General features: G+C 53.6%; 11 protein-coding genes and 2 tRNA genes. 8 read left to right on the forward strand and 5 right to left on the reverse strand.

From position 1 onward, the window contains the following. Nucleotides 1–57 precede the first annotated feature (57 nt). Nucleotides 58–315 (forward strand): hypothetical protein, encoded by a 258-nt coding sequence (locus F8N36_RS03740; RefSeq protein ID WP_291331459.1) that lies wholly within the window; start codon nt 58–60, stop codon nt 313–315. Between the two features lie 169 nt (nt 316–484). On the opposite strand, the gene F8N36_RS03745 is transcribed toward F8N36_RS03740, so the two are convergent. After that, nucleotides 485–2,149 carry a PocR ligand-binding domain-containing protein gene (locus F8N36_RS03745; RefSeq protein ID WP_291331460.1) on the reverse strand — a complete coding sequence of 555 codons (1,665 nt, stop codon included), beginning with the start codon at nt 2,147–2,149 and terminating at the stop codon, nt 485–487. 679 nt (nt 2,150–2,828) lie between these two features. Next, nucleotides 2,829–4,598, reverse strand: a complete 1,770-nt coding sequence (locus F8N36_RS03750) for a methyl-accepting chemotaxis protein (RefSeq protein ID WP_366247029.1) — start codon at nt 4,596–4,598, stop codon at nt 2,829–2,831. Nucleotides 4,599–5,881: 1,283 nt separating this feature from the next. Here F8N36_RS03750 and F8N36_RS03755 point away from each other — a divergent pair. The 3 genes from F8N36_RS03755 (at nt 5,882) to F8N36_RS03765 (ending at nt 13,412) form a co-directional block, all read left to right on the forward strand. Then, nucleotides 5,882–7,978 carry a methyl-accepting chemotaxis protein gene (locus F8N36_RS03755; protein WP_291331462.1) on the forward strand — a complete coding sequence of 699 codons (2,097 nt, stop codon included), beginning with the start codon at nt 5,882–5,884 and terminating at the stop codon, nt 7,976–7,978. A 1,136-nt stretch (nt 7,979–9,114) separates the two neighbouring features. After that, nucleotides 9,115–10,230, forward strand: coding sequence for an ABC transporter substrate-binding protein (locus F8N36_RS03760; RefSeq protein WP_291331463.1), 1,116 nt, complete (start codon nt 9,115–9,117; stop codon nt 10,228–10,230). Nucleotides 10,231–10,244: 14 nt separating this feature from the next. Further along, nucleotides 10,245–13,412, forward strand: a complete 3,168-nt coding sequence (locus F8N36_RS03765; protein WP_291331464.1) for an EAL domain-containing protein — start codon at nt 10,245–10,247, stop codon at nt 13,410–13,412. A 145-nt stretch (nt 13,413–13,557) separates the two neighbouring features. On the opposite strand, the gene F8N36_RS03770 is transcribed toward F8N36_RS03765, so the two are convergent. Then, nucleotides 13,558–13,652 (reverse strand) — tRNA-Ser (locus F8N36_RS03770). A 226-nt stretch (nt 13,653–13,878) separates the two neighbouring features. On the opposite strand from F8N36_RS03770, the gene F8N36_RS03775 reads away from it, so the two are divergent. Together F8N36_RS03775 and F8N36_RS03780 are read left to right on the forward strand one after the other, a co-directional pair. Continuing rightward, nucleotides 13,879–15,597: a glutamine--tRNA ligase/YqeY domain fusion protein gene (locus F8N36_RS03775; RefSeq protein ID WP_291331485.1), complete on the forward strand. Its 1,719-nt coding sequence runs from the start codon at nt 13,879–13,881 to the stop codon at nt 15,595–15,597. A 92-nt stretch (nt 15,598–15,689) separates the two neighbouring features. Further along, nucleotides 15,690–15,765: transfer RNA gene (locus F8N36_RS03780), tRNA-Lys, on the forward strand. 141 nt (nt 15,766–15,906) lie between these two features. Here the strand turns inward: F8N36_RS03780 and F8N36_RS03785 are convergent. After that, nucleotides 15,907–17,769: a DEAD/DEAH box helicase gene (locus F8N36_RS03785; protein WP_291331465.1), complete on the reverse strand. Its 1,863-nt coding sequence runs from the start codon at nt 17,767–17,769 to the stop codon at nt 15,907–15,909. A 277-nt stretch (nt 17,770–18,046) separates the two neighbouring features. Between F8N36_RS03785 and F8N36_RS03790 the strand changes: the two genes are divergently transcribed. Beyond that, nucleotides 18,047–18,670: an ABC transporter ATP-binding protein gene (locus tag F8N36_RS03790; RefSeq protein WP_291331466.1), complete on the forward strand. Its 624-nt coding sequence runs from the start codon at nt 18,047–18,049 to the stop codon at nt 18,668–18,670. 2 nt (nt 18,671–18,672) lie between these two features. Continuing rightward, on the forward strand, nt 18,673–19,446 hold the full coding sequence (locus tag F8N36_RS03795; RefSeq protein ID WP_291331467.1) for an ABC transporter permease: 774 nt from the start codon (nt 18,673–18,675) through the stop codon (nt 19,444–19,446). 11 nt (nt 19,447–19,457) lie between these two features. Here F8N36_RS03795 and F8N36_RS03800 read toward each other — a convergent pair whose 3' ends face one another. Continuing rightward, nucleotides 19,458–20,393: a TIGR01777 family oxidoreductase gene (locus F8N36_RS03800; protein ID WP_291331468.1), complete on the reverse strand. Its 936-nt coding sequence runs from the start codon at nt 20,391–20,393 to the stop codon at nt 19,458–19,460. Nucleotides 20,394–20,436: the final 43 nt, after the last annotated feature.

A 20,436-nucleotide genomic window follows, 5' to 3' on the forward strand; every position in this document is an offset into this window, starting at 1 on the left:
TGGCTGTAGTGCGCAATATCTGGTAAGCAAATGCACCTGTCTGGCAGTACACAAAATATGCAAGCCCAGTTGGAGAATGACGTGAAGGTTATTGTAAAATCGCTGCCCGTGTGGCTGATGATCATTCCGCTGGCGGTGCTCAATGGCGTGGTGAGAGACTGCGCCATGCAGCCCCTGTTGGGCAGATATGCTTTGCCCGCGAGCGGCATAACCCTATGCGCTCTGGTTCTGGGGCTGACATGGTTTTTTATTTCACGGATTGGGGTGGCTGAGCCCAGGCAATATGCACTGGTGGGGCTGGCTCTTGGCAGATAGCTGGCAGACATAGTGTCTGCCTACGACATGACATCGGGCAACCTGTGGTTACTTGTTGTGGTATGGGTTGGGGTGGCGCCGTGGCTGGCCCCAAAACTGCGCGGAATGTTCTGATGACTGCCCCGGCCTGCCAGACCTGCGGTGTCCTTCCTGCCTGATCTGCAATCTATCAGACCGTCTGTTCCCCATCCGTATCTGAAAGAAAAGTGTATTCAACCCGGTTACGCCCATTGTCCTTGGCGTTGTAAAGCTGGGCGTCCGCTGCCCGTACCATCTTTGCAATGGTATTTGTGGGAAAACACTGACCGGAAACCACGCCGAGACTCACCGTAACGCACGTTGCCACGCATGATTTCGCATGGGGAATATTCAGGGCCATGATGGCGAGTCTGATCTGCTCCGCCAAGACAGTTGCTGCCTCCAGACCGGCATCTGGCAGTATACAGGCAAATTCCTCACCGCCAAAACGGGCCGCGCATGCCGGAAACTGCACGTGCTGCGCAATGCAGTGGGCAACCTTTCGCAGGCATTCATCGCCCGCAATATGCCCATAGTTGTCGTTGTATCGTTTGAAGTAATCGATATCTATAAATATCAGGGCAAGATTGCCCGCCGTTTGCTCATGATGTTGGTATTCCCTGTCCAGAACTTCATCAAACTGCCGCCGGTTGGCTATGCCGGTGAGCGAATCGGTAATGCTCAGGGCTTCCAGCCGGTGTCGGGCTTCGGCCAGAGTGGCTTCTATGTGCTTGCGCTCTGAAATATCCTGAATAAAGCCGTGCCAGATGGTGCTGCCGTCGGGCAACCGTTCGGGGCTGGCCGTGCCCTCGCGCCACTGGATGCCCTTGCCGGGCATGTTTACCCTGAATTCTTCATTCCAGACCTCTTGTACCTCAGCGGATTCAAGCATTGCCGACCAGATGCGCGGCAGATCATGCTGATTGATGACAGGCAGAAGGGTGTCGACATTTTCCTGCACCTCTGCCGGGCTGACACCAAACAGGTCGCGCAGCCCCTCGCTGGCGTAGGGCATGCAGGTTGTGCCATCGGTACGCAGATGAAACTGATATATGACCCCAGGAACCTGAGACGAGAGCTTGTTCAGCAGTTTGTGGCTGGACTGCAGCTGCCGGGTTCTGTCAATGACCTGCTGCTCTACGCTTGCATATGCTGCGCGGCTGCGTTTTTCTGCCAGGCTGAGCTGGCCTATCTGGTGCGCCAACCCGGAAAGCAGGTTGAGAATGGCGGGAATTTTTTCCTCTGCAACAATGGGTACTTCTGAAAGCGCCGTGAAGTAGGCCTTTTTGTCAAAGCCGAATTCTTTCTGCTGTCTGGTAAAAAAATCCATGTCGGGCTGTTCGAAAAAAAACTGCCCAACAAATATGTTAGCAACGTGCTGCCCTTCAATAATAATGGGAACGGCACAGTCTGTGAGGCCGTTATGGCAGCGGTATGTGGCGTATGGCTTGTCGCCCAGTATCTTGCGGGCGAACACAGCGTCGCACTCAAGGCAGCGGGCAAGAGTCTGCCTGTTGGTCCGGTGAAATTCAGAGCAGATGCGTTGCCATTTTGATGATGCCAGCACCCGCGCGTTAAAATCGATGATTGATACTGGCAGGCCGACCACTTCAAGAAAGTTGTGAAAGATGCGGGTCAGTGGGCTGAAATCGATCAGCTCCAGCAGTTCGTGGGCCGAGCATTGTTTGTCCAGCTCGCGTTTCCACTCGGCATCCTGCGGATCACGCATGTGCGCGGTGGAAGGAAATCGCTTAAACAGGGCCTGTGCCACAGTGGGTGTACTTTTTTTGTGATCGTCCTGCATAAAAACAACCATTGGATGTTTGGGGGGGCGTTTTATATGTAAAAACGGCATGTTCCAGGATGTTTGCTGCTGCAATAAATTATAGGAGATTTTTGTCAGAACCTGTTGGGTTATGGAAAAAGAGTCATCGCGTATTTTTTTGATGCGCTTGTGACCATATAGCCATGTTAAATTGATGAGGAGGACAAACTTGTTTGTCCACAAAGGTATTGTTAATGCGTGATATCCGATATTGTGTTTTGCAACAGAACCGGCATGTTGTCTTTTTAATGGTAAAATTTTTAATACATAACCAGATATGTAGTCGATATCTGGCATGCATACCAGTCTGGCATACCTAGAATACCTGCTTTTCAAGCGCAAAACCAAGGCAAAATGTTTATCGGTATGTCTTTGGCATTGCTCTAGGCCATTTCCCACTTTTTTAGTGTAAAATTGGCATAGGCAGAGGAAGGCGTCCGATTGGCGGATGATATCGTGCGCAGAGTGTATGGCGGGAAGTGTTTTCTGTGGGGGTATGCTAAACGGCTGGTCCCGCACCCTTCGGGCGCAACAATAGCAAGCCGCTCAGGAAGAGGCCGGTATTGTCGCGCCCGGGCCGCTTTATGCGGTGCGGGGTCAGCGGGGAGTTTTTACTGATCTTGCCAGCGGCAACCCCGCGGGGTGGGTGACGCGCGCCCTGCCATGAGGGTCAGGTAGCGCTTTTCATTTCGACAATGAGGCCCTGGAGCACCTGCGATTGTTGGGCTAGGTCGGCCACTGCCCGTGAGGCATGCTCCATGGCCTGTGCTGTTTCTTCCGAGATGCTGGCAACCTGCTCCACAGAGCGGTTGATTTCCTCGCTTGCGGCTGACTGCTGCTCACTGGCGGTGGCGATGGATTGAACCTGATCATTTACAAGGTTCACAAGCTCAAGAATTTTGCTCAGAGATTCACCAGAAGTGACTGAGATGTTGGCGGCCTCCTCAATGGCGCTGCCAGCGTTGTCCACATTCTGGATGTTTTTTTTCGTGCCTTCCTGAATACCCTGAACGGCCTGGCCTACTTCCTGCGTTGCCGTCATGGTTTTTTCTGCCAGTTTGCGTACCTCATCGGCCACCACGGCAAAGCCGCGACCAGCATCGCCAGCACGCGCTGCTTCGATGGCGGCGTTAAGGGCCAGCAGGTTGGTCTGGTCGGCAATGTCTGCAATAACGCTCATGATTTGGCCGATGCCCTCGGCCTGCTGGCCCAGAGCGTCCATGTCTTCCTTGATGGCAAGAGACTGGGTGTGCACTGATTTGATGCTCGCAACCGCATTGTTCACAATGCGTGAGCCTTCGAGAGCCTGATTCTTGGTCTGGGTAGAAATATCGGCAGCCATCTGGGCGTTCTTGGCCACTTCAAGCACGGTGGCGTTCATTTCTTCCATGGCGGTGGCGGTTTCGCGTACGCGGTTGGACTGTTCGTCCGCCCCGCGGCTCGACTGCTCGACCTGGGCAGACAGTTCCTCAGAAGCAGACGACACAACCTTTACAACTCCTTCCAGTTGGCGCGCGGCCTGCAACATGCCCTCTGCCTTGGCGCGTTCTGCCTGTCTGCGGGCTTCTTCGGCCTGCGCCATTGCAATCTTGGCTTTTTCAGATTCCTGCGCGGCTTCCTCTGTTTTCTGGTTTGCTTCGAGAATTTTGCTCTTGAGGGTCGTGACCATCTGCTTCATGGCGCCAAAAACGCCAATGTCCGGCAGGGCAGGGTTAAACTGCGCTTCCAGATTGCCTCCGGCGATGCTCAGGGCCAGCTCAGAGAGCGATGCGGGCTCGTCGCCCAGCTGGCGGCGCATGTTGCGGGCCATCCAGTACCCCAGGCCAATGCCCAGAAACACAGAAAGCATAATGCCAGCAATGGTGATGATTCTGGCTGTTTCGAATGCCTGATAGCTATTGGCAGCCATGCCCTTGGCAAAGCTGGCCTTAAGATCAGCGACATCCTGCACCGCCTGGGTAAAGTTGCGCACGAGCTCACGTGCTTTGCCGTCAGAGAGCTGTTGCCCTTGACGGTTCATTTCCGGATCTGTGGTGCTGCTGAGTTTAATGACCTGGTTGTGCACAGCGCGCCACTCATTGATGCTTTTGACAAGTCTTGCAAGCATTTCCTGTCCGGTTTTAGTTATGTAGAAGTCAGGCAGACTGTTAATTTGTTTATCCAGTATGCTGTAGCGCGCTTTGAGTGCCTCCAGATACTTTTGGTTATCTTCGTCTGAGGTGCTGATAATCAGGTTTTTTTCATCACGAACGATTTGAAGAACAGTAATGTTCACCAAGCGCGTAAGATCTAATCCTTTAAGGTGTATTTCGTATAGCTCCTGCAAGTCTGCTGCAAGAACCTGCATCTTCATCAACGAATATGAACCAATGCAAATGGTAAGAAATGATAGCATGAGCGCCAGTCCAAACAACTTTTGCATTGTCGTAATCTTAGCCATACTCACTACCCCCGTTTGTATGGATAAAAATGGTTGTGCTAGTTATTTTCGTTGTAACATTATTACTCCTCTATGTAGTTTCGTATTCGATGATAAAATTGTTTAGTGCTGTGCTCAATAAAAAAAAGAAAGTATTGGTGAATTTCATTTAAAAATTTCAGTAAATAATTAATTTTAAATAAATAGTATTTTTGTGGCGTTTTTTTTCAGATGTGATGTCACGTTGCGTTGTTTAAACAGTATTTATTTGTGTTATTTGTATCGTGCTTTTTTTCATTATCTTGCTTGAGTTTTGTGATGTGATCGCAGTTATAGTGTAAATATAATTATTTAGCGCCTTATAAAGGCAGATGATGGTGTGCTGTCAGAGCTCAGCGGCTGAAAATATGCTCCGCTTGGCAGAGCTTGGGCTGCATTGAAAATGCAAGAAAATATCCTTGGTAAAACATCAAGGCCAGTCTGTGTCCCCATGCGAGGCAAAGATTCGCCTGCCAGCGGGGAGTGCGGGAGTGGGCGTTTTTGTCGTGGCCAAGGGAGGCCCTACTGGCTTTGTCCCTTCTTGAGCTGCATTGAGCGGATTTTATGGGCCCAGGGGGGAGCGCTGCAATCGCTGGGATTGGCTGGGGTGGTGGTGCTGCTGAGCGTGCCGTGATTATGGCAGCACTCCCTTTTGCGTTTATGCTGCGGAGATAATGTCTATTGATGAAGTGGAAAGTGGCACATATATGCCGTCTATGTGAGGAGAATCTGCAGATATTGGATGGCAAAAAATGGTCTGGGATTGAAGTGTGGCAGAACTATTGGTTGTGCTTAAATAATACTCCTCTGTCTTGATCCTGAAGAACGTTGTCTGAATGTTTGTTGTGCGTTGTTATATCAGGATTCACCGTTATGTTTCTATGATGGATTGGCTATTTCATGTCTAACGGAGCATGTTTGATGTAATTTGGAAATGAAAGTTCTAGTGTAGGCTCTCATAGTCGATACAAATTTGTAAATTTGAGAGGGGTATGTCTAAAGTTTACCATAAAAATGCCGAAATTTAATATGTAACTTGATGCATTACTTGTACCAGCCTTTCATTGGGGTTTATTCATAACTAACTATGATTGCTAAATTTATGCGCAGATTGCGTGGTGGGGCTTACATTTTTTTGTACAGATAACAAGTTTTTGGATATGCGTGATGCGTTTGAGGGGCGGGTTTTTAGTGTCCGAAATCGTTCGTTAGCTATCTACTAATGGCGAAGTTGCTGTGTTGTAAGAACTTGTAGGGAGGGCTGCATGAAATTTTCCATCAAAACGAAGCTGATTTTAGGATTACTCTCTGCCATCGCAGTAATTATGGTGGGGATTTTTTCTCTGGTTGCACTTAATTTCAGCAGGCAGTCCCAGCAAGAATTTATCCGCTCTGGTTTGAGTGAGCTTTCGCATGTCGCATACTCCATCAACCTTTTTCTGGATGAAAGTATGGTTAATGCGGAGTTGCTGTCCAAACTCCCTGCAGCTCAAAAGCTTGATGAAATCACCTCGAGTCATGTTAACACACTTCAACCAACAAAAGGCAAGGTTGGGCCTGAGGATCATGTGGGGCTGGCCCTGGTAGAGCTGTTTGCTGCCATGCGTGCATCGCATCCGGCGTATCTGGAAGTGTTTGCAGGAACACAAAAGGGCAGTTTTATAAGCGACTTGCAGGATTCTGATATGCCGGCTGGCTACGACCCGCGTAAACGGCCATGGTACATGGGGGCACTTCCTGTAACGGACAGGCCAACACAGTCCAAGGCGTACATGTCTACGACAAAGGAAGCTGTAACCAGTGTAACGCGCACGGTTACCCGTGGTTCTCAAGTGATAGGTGTGGTGGGCATCGATATATCACTCAGAAAGCTCACAGACCTCGTTAAGTCTATCAAAATTGGCAAGGATGGGTATCTGGTCCTCATCCAGGACGATGGTGTCATCCTGGCAGATTCTCGCCATGAACAGTACAGTTTTAAAAACGTATCTGAGATTCCTCAAGCGTATCTGAAAGAACTGTTCAATCTCAAGAGCGGAGAAAAAACTATTGAAATTGAGGGCCGGGAGTACCTCGGGTTGGTTGTTACCTCTCCCAGAAATGGCTGGAAGCTTGTTGGGCTGGTTGAGCGTGAGGAAATCATGGCGCCAGTCAAGCAGACAGTTTATGAGCTGATCATTGTTGCGGTCTGCAGCATGGTTGTTCTCAGCTGTATTGTCTGGGTGTTTTCGGTCATCGTTATTGTCAAGCCTCTTCGCAAGGTTGATGAATCTCTGGCGCACATTTCGCGCGGAGACTACGAGCACCGCGTGCACCATACACAGACTGATGAAATTGGTACCATACTGGATGCCCTTAATAGAACGGCCGAGGTCTTGGGGCAAAATATTAATGAGATCAAACAGAAGACCCAGGATGCAGAATTAAAGACGCAGGCTGCCGAACAGGCAAAGCACGAGGCAGAAGCTGCCACCATGAAGGCCGAACGTGCAAAAGCTGATGGCATGCTTCAGGCGGCGCACCAGTTAGAGGGCATAGTGCAGATCGTTTCTTCCGCTTCTGGACAGCTTTCGACGCAGATCAGGCAGTCAAGCCGTGGTGCTGACGAGCAGTCAGGGCGCGTAAGGGAAACCGCCACCGCCATGGAAGAAATGAACGCCACCGTGCTTGAAGTTGCCAGAAATGCCCAGCAGGCGGCAGATATGTCACATCAGGCAAAGCAGCAGGCGCAGGAAGGTGCTCAGGTTGTTAACGAGGCCGTCAAGGGTATCGAGTCTGTTCACACCCAGTCTGTTGCCATCAAGGAAGATATGGATGCCCTGGGCAAGCAGGCAGAAGGCATCGGGCAGATTATGGGTGTAATTGCCGATATCGCCGATCAGACCAACCTGCTGGCCCTTAACGCCGCCATCGAGGCCGCACGTGCTGGCGATGCTGGTCGCGGCTTTGCCGTGGTGGCCGATGAGGTACGCAAACTGGCAGAAAAAACCATGACCGCCACCCAGGAAGTGGGTCAGGCCATCACTGGTATTCAGAACGGTACCAGAAAGAACATTCATAATGTCGAGCAGGTAGCTGCGTCGATTGAAGAGGCAACGCGTTTGTCTGTGCTGTCGGGCGAATCTCTCAAGCATATTCTGGAATTCGTTCAGATGGTCAACGATCAGGTGCAGTCCATCGCAACGGCCAGCGAGCAACAGTCTGCTGCCAGTGAAGAAATCAATCATTCAGTCGAACAGGTGGCTTCCATTTCGGCTGAAACAGCACAGGCGATGGAACAGGCGTCAAAGGCTGTTGCCGACCTGGCGCAGCAGGCGCAACACCTGCAGGCCTTGATCCGTGACATGAAAAGCCAGGGCTAGCCCTGCCTTCAAAAAAGTGGAAAGCCGCCCGGAAATGGGCGGCTTTCTGCCTGTAAGTCAAGGATCCGCAAAATTCTTGGATGGCCTGCGGCAGAGATTTGCCAGGCAACTAGGTAAAAGTATGTGCGACTGCGGGTATCCCCCATGTCGCTCCGATCTTGCCCTACAAAATCGCAAAACCGGCGAGCTACCTTAACAGTAACTCGCCGGTTTTATTTGTGTGTAGTGGCAGTGTGGGCTCCCTCTATACTGATTTGCATCTGCATGTTTGCCCGGCAGTGACCTGCAATTTTGGGTTTTTTACCCTGTATGCCAGCCTGCCGGTGCAATGCGTGTGGTGGAGTGATCTGAAAAAAGGACTGTTTTGTCGTTTCAACGTGCTCTTGTGCGCGGTTAAAAATCGGCATGGAGCTGAAGCCCGCGAGAATTGCTCTGGTTATAAGCTATTTCTTGCCACCATGTGCAGTTTTTGACGCTCTTGGTGTGTTGCTTCTCCTGCTTGGGCGAAAATCTGCTGTAACAGTATTTATATGCGTCATGTACACATAATAGATGTAACAGTTTGCTTCAAGAATAGCTGTAAAGAATGGCTGCGCAGTGATTTCGACTGGAATTATCTCTTGATAATCCTGAAAAAATCGATATAAATTGTACTAATGCTGGAAAAAAATAAGAATTATGCCAAAAATGTACTACTGTTTTAGTATTGCGTTCTATGGGTATGAACTATATATTAATTATTATTAGCATGCTGTATATTTATTTATAATATTGCTAATATGTAGTCACCATATTCAAAATTTCACAAAATGAAATATTGATTTTTGGCGTATTGATGCAATTAGTTACAGTCTGTGTGATGATGTTTATATATTGAATATCAGCGATTGTTGGTAGTAACAGCGATGATCTGCAAAACTATTGGCATCGATAAATGTACTGTGTTGTGTTTGAATATTTTGAATAAAATGCACAATTGTGGCGGAACAATAAACAATAAAGGAATTATTGCATCAGTGGAAAGCGTGAGTTGCGTATGTCACGCGCTGGCTGATTGCAAATAATGTTGACAATTCCAGCTGGATATCGGCTCTCACAGGTCAGCAGACATTCAATGAAAGTGGAGAACTACCGCTATGATAGCCACCAAGCTGCAATCGTTACTACTGATAATGATCCTGGCTAGTTGTCTTTCAGGCTGTACGCCAAAAGAAACGGTGAAAGTTGGCTTTTTGGGCGGTGTTTCGGGGCGCGTGGCCGATCTTGGAATTGCGGGGCGTAATGGCGCGCTGCTGGCGGTTGAATTGCGTAATCAGGCTGGCGGTCTGAATGGGCGCACCATCGAACTGCTGGTTGAAGACGACCAACAGGATGCCGAACAGGCGAAAGCCGCGGTACAGCGCCTGATCGACCAGAAGGTTGAAGCCATTGTTGGCCCTATGACCAGCATGGTTGCCATAGCGACTGTTCCCATCGTCAACCAGGCTCAAATCATCATGATGAGCCCAACCGTTTCGACTCAGGAATTATCCAACATCGACGATTATTTTTTTCGGGTTATTTCATCAACGGCCGAATTTGCCCATAAAAGCGCAGATTATCAGGCAAGCCAGCAAGGCATTCGCCGTGTCGCGGCGGCCTATGACCTGAGAAATGCGTCCTATTGCGAGAGCTGGCTAAAAGATTACCGAAAAGCCCTTGCGGCTCATGGCGGCGAAGTTCTGTTGGCCGAACCGTACTACTCGGGCGACGATGTGAATTTTTCAGCGCTTGCAGACCGCCTGCTCAGCGTGAAGCCGGATGCCGTTCTTGTGATTGCCAATTCTCTTGATGCAGCCATGTTGGCGCAACAGGTCAGAAAGCGCGATTCGCACGTTCATATTACAACCTCTGAATGGGCTGCGACCGAGCGGCTGAGCGAACTCGGAGGCAGTGCGGTAGAAGGGTTGACTATCCCCCAATTTTTGGATCGCGAAAGCAAAAATCCCAATTTTCTCACATTCCGTCAGGCCTATGTCGACCGTTTTTCAATGGAGCCGGGGTTTGGTGGTGTGACTGCCTTTGACGCCATGAATGTGGTACTGACGGCTCTCGCTGGCAAAGATAATTCGCAGACATTAAAGCAGGCAATCTTGTCGCAAGGACTTTTTGTCGGGGTGCAGTCCGAAATACGGTTTGACAAAATGGGCGATGGAAAAAGGGATACGTACATGACTACTATCCACAACGGCCACTTTTTACGGGTGCACTAGGCGGGGGTGCGGCAATGTCACGCCCTCTCAGATTCTGGCTGTCGCTGGGCCTGTCAATTCAGGTAGTTTTGTCTGTATTGGTCGTGGCTTTTGTGTTGCTTTGGGCGCTTGTTCCCAAGCTCAAAACAGAAGCGAGTAACCAGCATCATTTGTTGAGTCAGGCAGCCGCATCGCAGGTTGGTAACTTTCTGGGCAGCTTTGACTCGCATCTGACCTTGCTGGCCGGCGATATGGCTGCCAAAGCCCCCTTGCGGACCAATCAGCTTCAGCAAATGCTCGATACTGTTGCTCAGGTGCAGGTTGGTATCGAAGCTCTGTACGTTGTTGATCCTGCATACCGTGTTGTTGGCGTGGGCTTGCCCAAAGCCAACCGTGGCCGCCGCGATAACCTGATGGGGATTGATTTTTCAGGGCGTACTTTTGCAATGGAAGCGCGGGAGCGCGGCGAAAAAGTCTGGTCCAATACGTATCTTTCTGCTCGCGGCAACATTGTGGTGGCCCTGGCCGTGCCATTTGCCTTTTCGACGCCTGCTGTAGCCCCTTCCATGGGACCATACGTTCTGGTTGGTGAGCTTGACCTTAACGAAGTCTCCAGATTCGCTGGCAGTTTGAGCGAAAAAGACAAGTTTCTGACCGTGATTCTTGACCAGCGCGGCAACGTGGTGGGCCACCCCGACGCCGAGCGGGCTTTGCGGCAGGAAAATCTGAAAAATCTGGTGACATTAACTGCTGGGCATCATGAAGCAAAGATTCAGCACTTCCGCCTTGATGCTGTAGATTACATCGGTTGCCTGACTCCCATTGCCGAAACGGGCTGGACAACGCTGGCAGGCCAACCGGCTGATCTGGTGTATGGCATCGTTCGGTCAACGCTATGGTCTCTGGCGCTTGGCAGCACCATTGCGTTGGTGGTTACGATCTTGGCTGCCTTGTGGGCCAGCAGGCGTATCGCCCAAGGGGTGGAAAGAGTTTCCGGGCGTATTGGTGCCATTGCCAACGGCTATTACAACACGCGGATTCCTCCCTCATCAATCGAAGAAATTGAAAATCTGTCGCGAGATATCACGGGCATGGCTGAGGCGGTGCTTGAGCGCGAAGCGCGTTTGCGCGAGAACGAAGCCAGATTCCGTACCCTGGTTGAAAACGTGCCGCAGGGGATTGCCCTTATCAGCCAGGATGAGCAGTTTTTAGTCATCAACCCTGCGTTTACCCGAATGTTTGGTTATACGCTGCAAGACGTGCCCACGGTAGAGGTGTGGTGGCAGCGCACGTGTCCGGATGGTCTTGTGCGCATAAAAAAAATTCAGAAATGGCAAGAGCAGATCACGGCCGCCAATGAGGCAAAAGTAACGACGCGTACGTACCAGCTGTGCCGGGCCGATGGTGTGTTGCGTATATTTGAGATTGTGCCCGAGCGTTTGCCAGATGGAAGCACCCTGCTGACCTTTGTTGATATTACGGAAAAGCGGCAGGAAGAAGCGCGCCGCCAGCGTGCCGCCAATGTGTTTTCTCACTCGCACGAAGGGATCATGATTCTTGATCCTGATGGCAATATCGTCGAAGTAAACAGCGCATTCAGCCGTATTACCGGATACAGGGACAACGAAATTCGGGGCAAGAGCCATCTGGTCTTGCGCTCTGATCTTCAGGATGACGAATTTTACCGCAACATGTGGCAAACGCTTACGCAGCGGGGCAACTGGTGTGGAGAGCTCTGGAACAGAACCAGGGGAGGGCAGCTGTATGCTGCGCTAACTGATATTACGGCAGTCAACGATTCCGAGGGGGTAGTACAAAACTATGTGGCTATTTTTTCAGACATAACCCAGATGAAGGAATACCAGCGTCAGTTGGAGCGGGCGGCGCATTACGACTCGCTGACAGGTTTGCCCAACCGCGTTCTTTTGGCTGACAGATTGCGCAAGGGAATGATTGCATGCCTTGAGCGCAACGTTTCGCTGGCTGTGCTGTATCTCGACCTTGATAGTTTCAAGCAGATCAATGACCTGCATGGCCACACAATTGGCGACCAGCTGCTGTTGATACTTGCCCAGCGCATGAAAGACGTTTTGCGTGATGGTGATACCCTGTCGCGTATCGGCGGGGACGAATTCGTTGCTGTGCTGAATGGTCTTGAGCATGAAATAGACTGTTTTCCCATCATTGAGCGTCTGCTGCATACGGCCTCCCAGCCATTTTTGCTTGCAGATCTTGAGCTCACCATAACCGTCAGTATCGGGGTAACTTTTTATCCAAGGGATAATGGAGAGGCCGATCTTCTGATGAGGCACGCCGATCAGGCCATGTACCAGGCAAAGCAGCAGGGCAAGAATCAGTTCGCAATTTTCGATATTGTGCAAGGCGAAGCGACCATACGTTTGCAGCAGCTGGTAACCAGCCTGCGAAAGGCCATCATTCAGGACGAACTAGTTCTGTATTTTCAGCCCAAGGTCAATTTGCGCACCAAAGAGCTCATTGGCGCAGAGGCGCTGGTTCGCTGGCAGCATCCAGAGCTCGGCCTCTTGCCACCTTCAGAATTTTTGCCGCCAATCGCCGAGCATCCGATCAGCGTTGCCCTTGGCGAATGGGTGATTGATCACGCCCTGGAACAGATAGGTGATTGGGCCGGTCATGGACTCGATTTGCCAGTGAGCGTCAATATTGGTGCCCACCAGCTCTTGAGTGGTGCTTTCAAGATACGGCTGACAGAGCTGCTGGCAAAACACCCGGACGTTTCACCCGGCCATCTGGAGCTTGAAATACTCGAAACCAGTGCCTTGCAAGACCTCGATCAGGTCTCAACACTCATGTATGATTGTGTAAATCTGGGCGTGGGATTTTCGCTGGATGATTTCGGGACGGGCTATTCCTCGCTCACCTATCTCAAGCGTCTGCCCGCCGCCGTAATCAAGATTGACCAAAGTTTTGTGCGCGGCATGCTTGAAGACCCCAACGATTTCGCGATTGTGGTTGGCGTGGTGGGGCTCGCAAAGGCATTTTACCGTCAGGTAATCGCCGAAGGCGTCGAAACAGCCGAACACGGTGAGAGCCTGCTGAAGCTGGGGTGTTCACTGGCCCAAGGGTATGGCATTGCAAGGCCTATGAGTGCTCAGGATTTTCTGGACTGGGCCAGAGCATGGAATGAGACCCATCGCAACCCGGGATCGTTTTATCACGGTTGATACGCGGGCACTGTTCAGCCGGTAGCTACCCAAAAGTATGTATGGCGGTATGTACGCCACCCCGCACCACCCCGAATTTTGCCCCATTTAGACGCAAAAACGGCGAGTTACTTTTTACAGTAACTCGCCGTTTTACTTGCGTATGTGGCGGAGAGGGAGAGATTTGAACTCTCGATACAGGTTTAAGCCCGTATACTCGCTTAGCAGGCGAGCTCCTTCGGCCGGCTCGGACACCTCTCCGCAGCATAAGGCCAGTCAAATGACGGACCGGAATGCAGAAGTGCAAGCTAGCCCAGACAGAAGCACCTGTCAAGAATGTTCTTCCACTCAGTGGAAAATGATGCTGTAAGTCATGCAGACCGCATGCGCATCCACTCATTGACCGTGGGCGCTGCTTGGCGTAATTTTATGGACTTCTCATTAAATGGAACTATTGGAGCGCATTATGGCCCCCGAAAATGACAAGATGCCCGCCGCCCCCCAGGCTGAAGAATCCGCAGCCACCGGCGAAACCGGTAAAGTTGGCATGGACTTCATCCGTACCCGCATTACCGAAGACAATGCCACGGGCCGCTTTGGCAACCGCGTGCACACGCGTTTTCCACCTGAGCCCAACGGCTACCTGCATCTGGGGCATGCCAAATCCATCTGCCTCAATTTTGGCGTTGCCAAAGAATTTGGCGGGCTGTGCAATCTGCGCTTTGACGATACCAACCCCACCAAGGAAGAAACCGAATACGTTGATTCCATCCGCGAAGACGTTCACTGGCTTGGCGGCGTGTGGGACGACCGCGAATTTTACGCTTCTGACTATTTCGAGAAGCTCTATGCCTATGCCGAGCAGCTCATCTCCATGGGCAAAGCCTATGTGGACGACCTTTCGGCAGAAGAAATACGCGAATACCGCGGCACGCTCACTCAGCCCGGTAAGGAAAGCCCCTGGCGCAACCGCAGTGTGGAGGAAAATCTCGACCTGTTCCGCCGCATGCGCGCGGGTGAATTTGGCGATGGTGAAAAGGTGCTGCGCGCCAAGATAGACATGACCTCTCCCAATGTGGTCATGCGCGACCCCACCCTGTACCGCATCCGTCATGCGGAACACCACCGCACGGGCAACAAGTGGTGCATCTACCCCATGTACGACTACACCCACTGCCTGTCCGATTCCATTGAGGGCATCACCCATTCGCTCTGCACGCTCGAATTCATCAACAACCGTGAGCTGTACGACTGGGTGCTCGAAACCCTGGGCGCGTACCGCCCGCAGCAGATCGAATTTGCGCGTCTCAATGTAACCTACACTGTGCTCTCCAAGCGCAAGCTCATCCAGCTTGTTAAAGAAGGCCACGTGACCGGTTGGGACGATCCCCGCATGCCCACCCTCAGCGGTATGCGCCGTCGTGGTATCCCGCCCGAAGCCCTGCGCGAATTTTGCTCGCGCATCGGTCTTGCCCGCGCCGATTCCACCGTTGAATACTCCATGCTCGAATTCTGCGTGCGCGAGTATCTCAACGACCACACACCGCGTGTGATGGCCGTGCTTGATCCCATCAAGGTGGTTATTGAAAACTACCCCGAAGGGCAGGTGGAAGAGTTTGACATGCCCTACCACCCGGAAGATGCCTCCTACGGCAGCCGCAAGGTTCCCTTCTCGCGCGAGCTGTATATCGAGCGCGACGACTTCCGCCTTGAGCCGCCCAAAAAGTATCACAGGCTTGCCCCCGGCGCAGAAGTACGCCTGCGCTACGCCTATTTCATCACCTGCCGCGAGGCCGTGCTGGACGACGCGGGCAATGTTGTTGAACTGCGCTGCGTGTATGATCCCGAAAGCAAGGGCGGGCAAAGCCCCGATGGCCGCAAGGTTAAGGGTACCATCCACTGGGTTTCGGCGGCGCACGCCATCCCCGCCGAGGTGCGGCTGTACGAACAGCTTTTTGCGGTGGAAAACCCCAATGCCGCAGCCGAAGGCCAGACGTTTCTGGATAACCTCAACCCTGAATCGCTCAAAAAGGTCGAGGCCAAGCTGGAACCGGCCCTGGCGAGCTTCAAGGTTGGCGACAAGATGCAGTTTGAACGCCTTGGCTACTTCTGCAAGGACAAGGACAGCACCGCTACGCTGGCGGTTTTCAGCCGTACCACGACCCTGCGTGACACCTGGGCCAAGCAGGAAAAGAAGGGCGCATAGCGCTTTTTTGAAAAAATTGAGGTTTGAGCGGCATTTTGCCGCATGACGCGCTTGACAGCCGCCTAGGCTGTCGCTATATTCCGCGTCTCTACGGGTCGTTAACTCAGTAGGTAGAGTATCTGCCTTTTAAGCAGAGAGTCGCAGGTTCGATCCCCGCACGACCCACCATATATTTTAAGGGCTTATGACGTTTGTCATAAGCCCTTTTTCTTGGCCTGTGCTCAGTGCCCCGTGCGGAATCAATTGTATGTAAATGAAACGGCCCGTCAGCTCCATGAGCCAACGGGCCGTCTTTGCTAGCAACAAAGATTAATCCCTGTCGTCTTCAGCGCCACGCGGTTTTCTGCCCCATTTGTCTGGGTGCGAATAGCGCTTGCCGCCACCGTTGCCGCCGTTGCCAGCTCCATCACGCTGATTGCGTGCGGGGTAGCCGGGGCGGGGGCCACGGGGCGCGCGTGCGCCAGGGCCAAAGCTTTTACGCTGGTACGAGCCACCGCCCGTGTCCTGCTTGGCGGCAATGCGGGTCCCGGCGATAAACACACCCCGGTTGAGCACGGCCAGCACGTCGTCGGCAAGGTCGCTCTGCACTTCCACCAGGCTGAAGTGCTTCTGAATGCTGATGGCACCGATGCTGCGGCCAGCAATACCGCATTCGCCGGTGATAGCGCCTACCATTTCGCCGGGCGAAACCTTGTGCGCATGGCCCACATTGATGTGCAGGCGCGTCATGGGGGCGTCGTTGCGGCGCGGGCGGCCATCGCGGTCACCTTGGCGGAAGCCGTCGCGGTCGCCCTGACGGAAACCATCACGGCTGGGGCGGCGGGGCGCGTCGGCCAGCGGATCAACCTCGGGCACGTTGGTGGCATCGCCAAAATCGCGCTGCATCAGCAGCTTGAGCAGGGCGGCGGCCACGTCGCGGCTGGTGATCACATCGTCGGCAAACTGCTCGGACAAAAAGTCTTCAACCATCTGCATGCAGCTTTCAAGGGCACCGGCGGCCAGTGTGGCGCGCACTTCGTCCAGCAGCCGCGAGGTGCGGATGTTGGCCACATCACGCAGCGAGGGCAGGCGCTCCTGCTGGATGCGGGCCTTGGTGTGGCGAATGATGTCGCGCAACTTGTGCTGTTCGCGCAGGGTCACAAAGGTAAAGGCCTTGCCCACACGGCCAGCGCGGCCCGTGCGGCCAATGCGGTGCACATAGCGCTCGGCGTCGTGAGGAATGTCGTAGTTGACCACGGCGTCCACATCGTCCACGTCAATGCCGCGCGCGGCCACGTCGGTGGCGATGAGAATATCAAGCCCTTCACCACGAAAGCGCTGCATGACCCTGTCGCGCTGCGACTGGGCAAGATCGCCGTGCAGGCCGTCGCTCTGGTAGCCGCGCTGTTGCAGGTGGGCGGTTACTTCGTCCACGCTGCGCTTGGTAGAGCAGAACACAAGAGCCTTGCGAAAACCCTGTGCGTCCAGCACACGGCACAGTGCGTCCATTTTCTGGTGCGGGCGCACTTCGTAATAGACCTGCTCGATGGCGGGCACGGTGAGGGTTTTTTGCGCAATGGCCAGCATTTCCGGGTCGCGCAAAAAGCGCTTGCTCAGCTGCAGAATGGCCGGGGGCATGGTGGCAGAAAAGAGCACGCGCTGGCAATCGGCGGGCATCTGTTCCAGAATGGCTTCTATATCTTCGCGAAAGCCCATATCGAGCATTTCGTCTGCTTCGTCGAGCACAACAGTGGTCGCGCCGTGGAGGCGCAGGGTTCCACGTTGCAGGTGATCCATCACGCGGCCAGGGGTGCCAACCACCACCTGCACGCCGCGTTCAAGGGCGCGCAGCTGGCGTTCAATGGCCTGACCGCCGTAAATGGGCAGAATGGCCACGCCGCGTTTGCGGGCTGCAAGCTTGCTGAGTTCTTCGGCAACCTGAATGGCCAGCTCGCGCGTGGGGCAAAGCACCAGCGCCTGCACCTCCCTCGCGGGGGTGAGCTTTTCCAGAATGGGCATGCCGAAGGCGGCTGTTTTGCCGGTGCCGGTCTGGGCCTGACCCACCGCGTCGCGGCCAGTCAGCAGAAAGGGTACGGCAAGAACCTGAATGGGAGAGGGCTCTTCAAAGCCCATATCCTTGACGGCCTGCAACAATTCCGGGGACAAATTGAAATCTTCGAACGATGGGGACATGCTGTTCCTGTACATAAAAAATTACTTGGTAGCGTACCATAGCCTTATACACGGCAATGCACAATGCCTCAGCAGCCCCAGATAGCCGCTGGTGGCAATGTAATTGAAAAAATCTGCCTCAAGATCGCCAAGTTCAATGCCTAATGTTTGCCGCGACAACGCAAAAAATTTTACACACGGCGGCGTGCAGGGGCAATGGGCTGTTGACCTGACCGCAAGCCTCTGTAGGATGGCGCAAGCCAGCAAAGGCAGAACTTGTCAGCAATCAGGAGTAAACATGTCCTGTATACAGACACGCGGCCTGGCCTACGGCCAGATACGCTATAACGATCTGAGCATAGAAGGCGGCAAGGCCACCTTTATCAGCGGCCCCAGCGGTAGCGGCAAAAGCACGCTGCTGCGGCTGTTCAACAAGACCATCGCGCCCACCCAGGGCTCGGTGCTGTACCACGGCCAGAATATGGACGAGATCGACAGCATCGCCCTGCGGCGAGAGGTTTTGCTGGCCGGGCAGTCTGTATTTCTCTTTGATCGCACTGTGGGCGAAAATTTTGACGCCTATTGCGAGGCCCGTGAAAGCGCACCCCTCTCGGCCGAAGACAAACAGAATTTTCTGCGCCTGTGCTGCGCCAATTTTCCGCTCGACGCGCCCTGTGTGCACCTTTCTGGCGGCGAGCGCCAGAGGGTGTTTCTTGCCATCTGTCTGTCATTTTTGCCCAAGGTGCTCATGCTCGACGAGCCCACCTCGGCCCTTGATCAGGAAACCGCCGAGCGGTTCATGCAGCAGGTACTGACCTTTTGCCGTCAGCGCGGCATGACCGTGGTGGCCGTAAGCCATGATCCGGCTCTCACTGAGCGGCACGCAGAAAATGTCATCAGCCTGAAGGCAGAGGTGGAATAGCCATGAACGGAGTAGCCCAGATTCAGTTAGGTTCGTTTTTGCTCGTCTATGTGCTTCTGCTGGTGGTGCTCGGCATCATGAAAAAATGCCGCATCAACCAGACCAAACTGCTGGTGCTGGCCAGCGCACGCATGACCCTGCAGCTCATTGCCGCAGGCTATGCGCTGACCTTTCTGTTTGAGCATCCGCATCCGCTGCTCACCATGGGCTATCTGACCATACTGGTGTTTTTTACCATCTATCTGGTGCTCTCGCGCAACAAAAGGCTCAACCCTCGGTTTCGGGTAATCGTGTCTGTTGCCATTGCCTGTTGCGGCCTGGGCATCATTGTATTTTTCGTTACCTGTATTGTGGGGCAAAGCCTGTTTGACCCGCAATACCTCATACCTATCAGCGGCATGCTCATGGGCAACGCGCTTACCGGCGTCTCGCTGGGGCTCAAGTCGTTCTGGAACGGGCTTGAAGGCCAGCGGGCGCGCGTAGAAGCACTGCTGAACATCGGCGCTACGCCGGAGAAAGTGCTCTTTCCCTTTGTGTGCCAGGCGCTGGAAACAGCCCTTGTGCCCACCCTCAACTCCATGCTGGGTATGGGCATAGTGGTTCTGCCCGGCATGATGACAGGTCAGATACTTTCCGGCACGGCCCCCACCACGGCCATTCTGTACCAGATCACCATCATGGTGGCCATTTGCGCCTGCGTGTGCCTGTGCTGCTTCTGTTCGCTGTATTTCGGCTACAGAACGCTGTGGAACACCCAGAAGCAGCTGACGTTCTAGCGCAAGGGCGGCTAGCTCAAAACGCTGCGCAGGGCAGCCTCCAGATCTGGCTGGCGAAAAGCGTAGCCAGCGGCCTGCAGGCGCAGAGGTTTGGGATTTTGCCCTGACAGCAGCAGTTCTTCAGCCATCTGCCCCAGCATAAGGCGCAGCACAGTGGCCGGTACTGGCAGCCACGAGGGGCTGCCGCACACCTTGCCGAGGGTGCGGGTAAATTCGCTCATGCTGGGGGTGCGCGGCGCGCAGATGTTGAATGCGCCCGCAAGATCTATGCGTTGCAGCAGCATGGATGCGACCCTGGCAATGTCCTCAAGGTGGGTCCAGCAAAATGGCTGGCGGCCCGAGCCCAGCGGCCCACCCACACGCATGCGGAAAGGCGGCAACATGCGTTCGATAAACCCGCCGGGCGTGCCATCGGCCTTTTTGCCCAGCACGGGTGCAAATCGCAGCACGCAGCGGCGCACGCCCAGAGCTTCAGCAGGTACGGTGCTTTGTTCCCACTGGCGGCAGGTATCTGCCAGAAAGCCCTTGCCCGAGGGGGCCTCCTCGTCGCAGGGGGGCGCGTTTTCCTGCCACAGGCCGTAGTAGCCGCTGGCAGAAGCCTGCAAAAGAGTGGCTGGCAGGGTTTGTGACTGTTCCCTGCGCATGCGCAGGGCAACACACAGCGCTCGTCCGGTTTCAACGCGGCTGTTGACGATGGCCTGCTTGCGTTCGTCCGTCCAGCGGCCCCCGCCGATATTTTCGCCCTGCAGGTTTATGATGGCATCTATGCCGTCCAGCATGCCTGCCAGCGCAGCGCCGTCCCAACCATTCCACACCACGCGTCTGGGGCCGTTGCCCCCCTTGCCCGCACTGCGTGAAACCACGCTTACCTCATGGCCCTCGCGCATCAGCGCAGCGGCAACATACCGCCCCACAAAGCCAGTGCCGCCCAGAATGAGAACATGCATGCGAAGCCCCCTCTGTTGTGCGAAACCGAAGTGAGAAACCGAG

This window comes from Desulfovibrio sp., assembly GCF_009712225.1.
In the GTDB taxonomy this organism is placed as follows: Bacteria; Desulfobacterota; Desulfovibrionia; order Desulfovibrionales; family Desulfovibrionaceae; genus Desulfovibrio.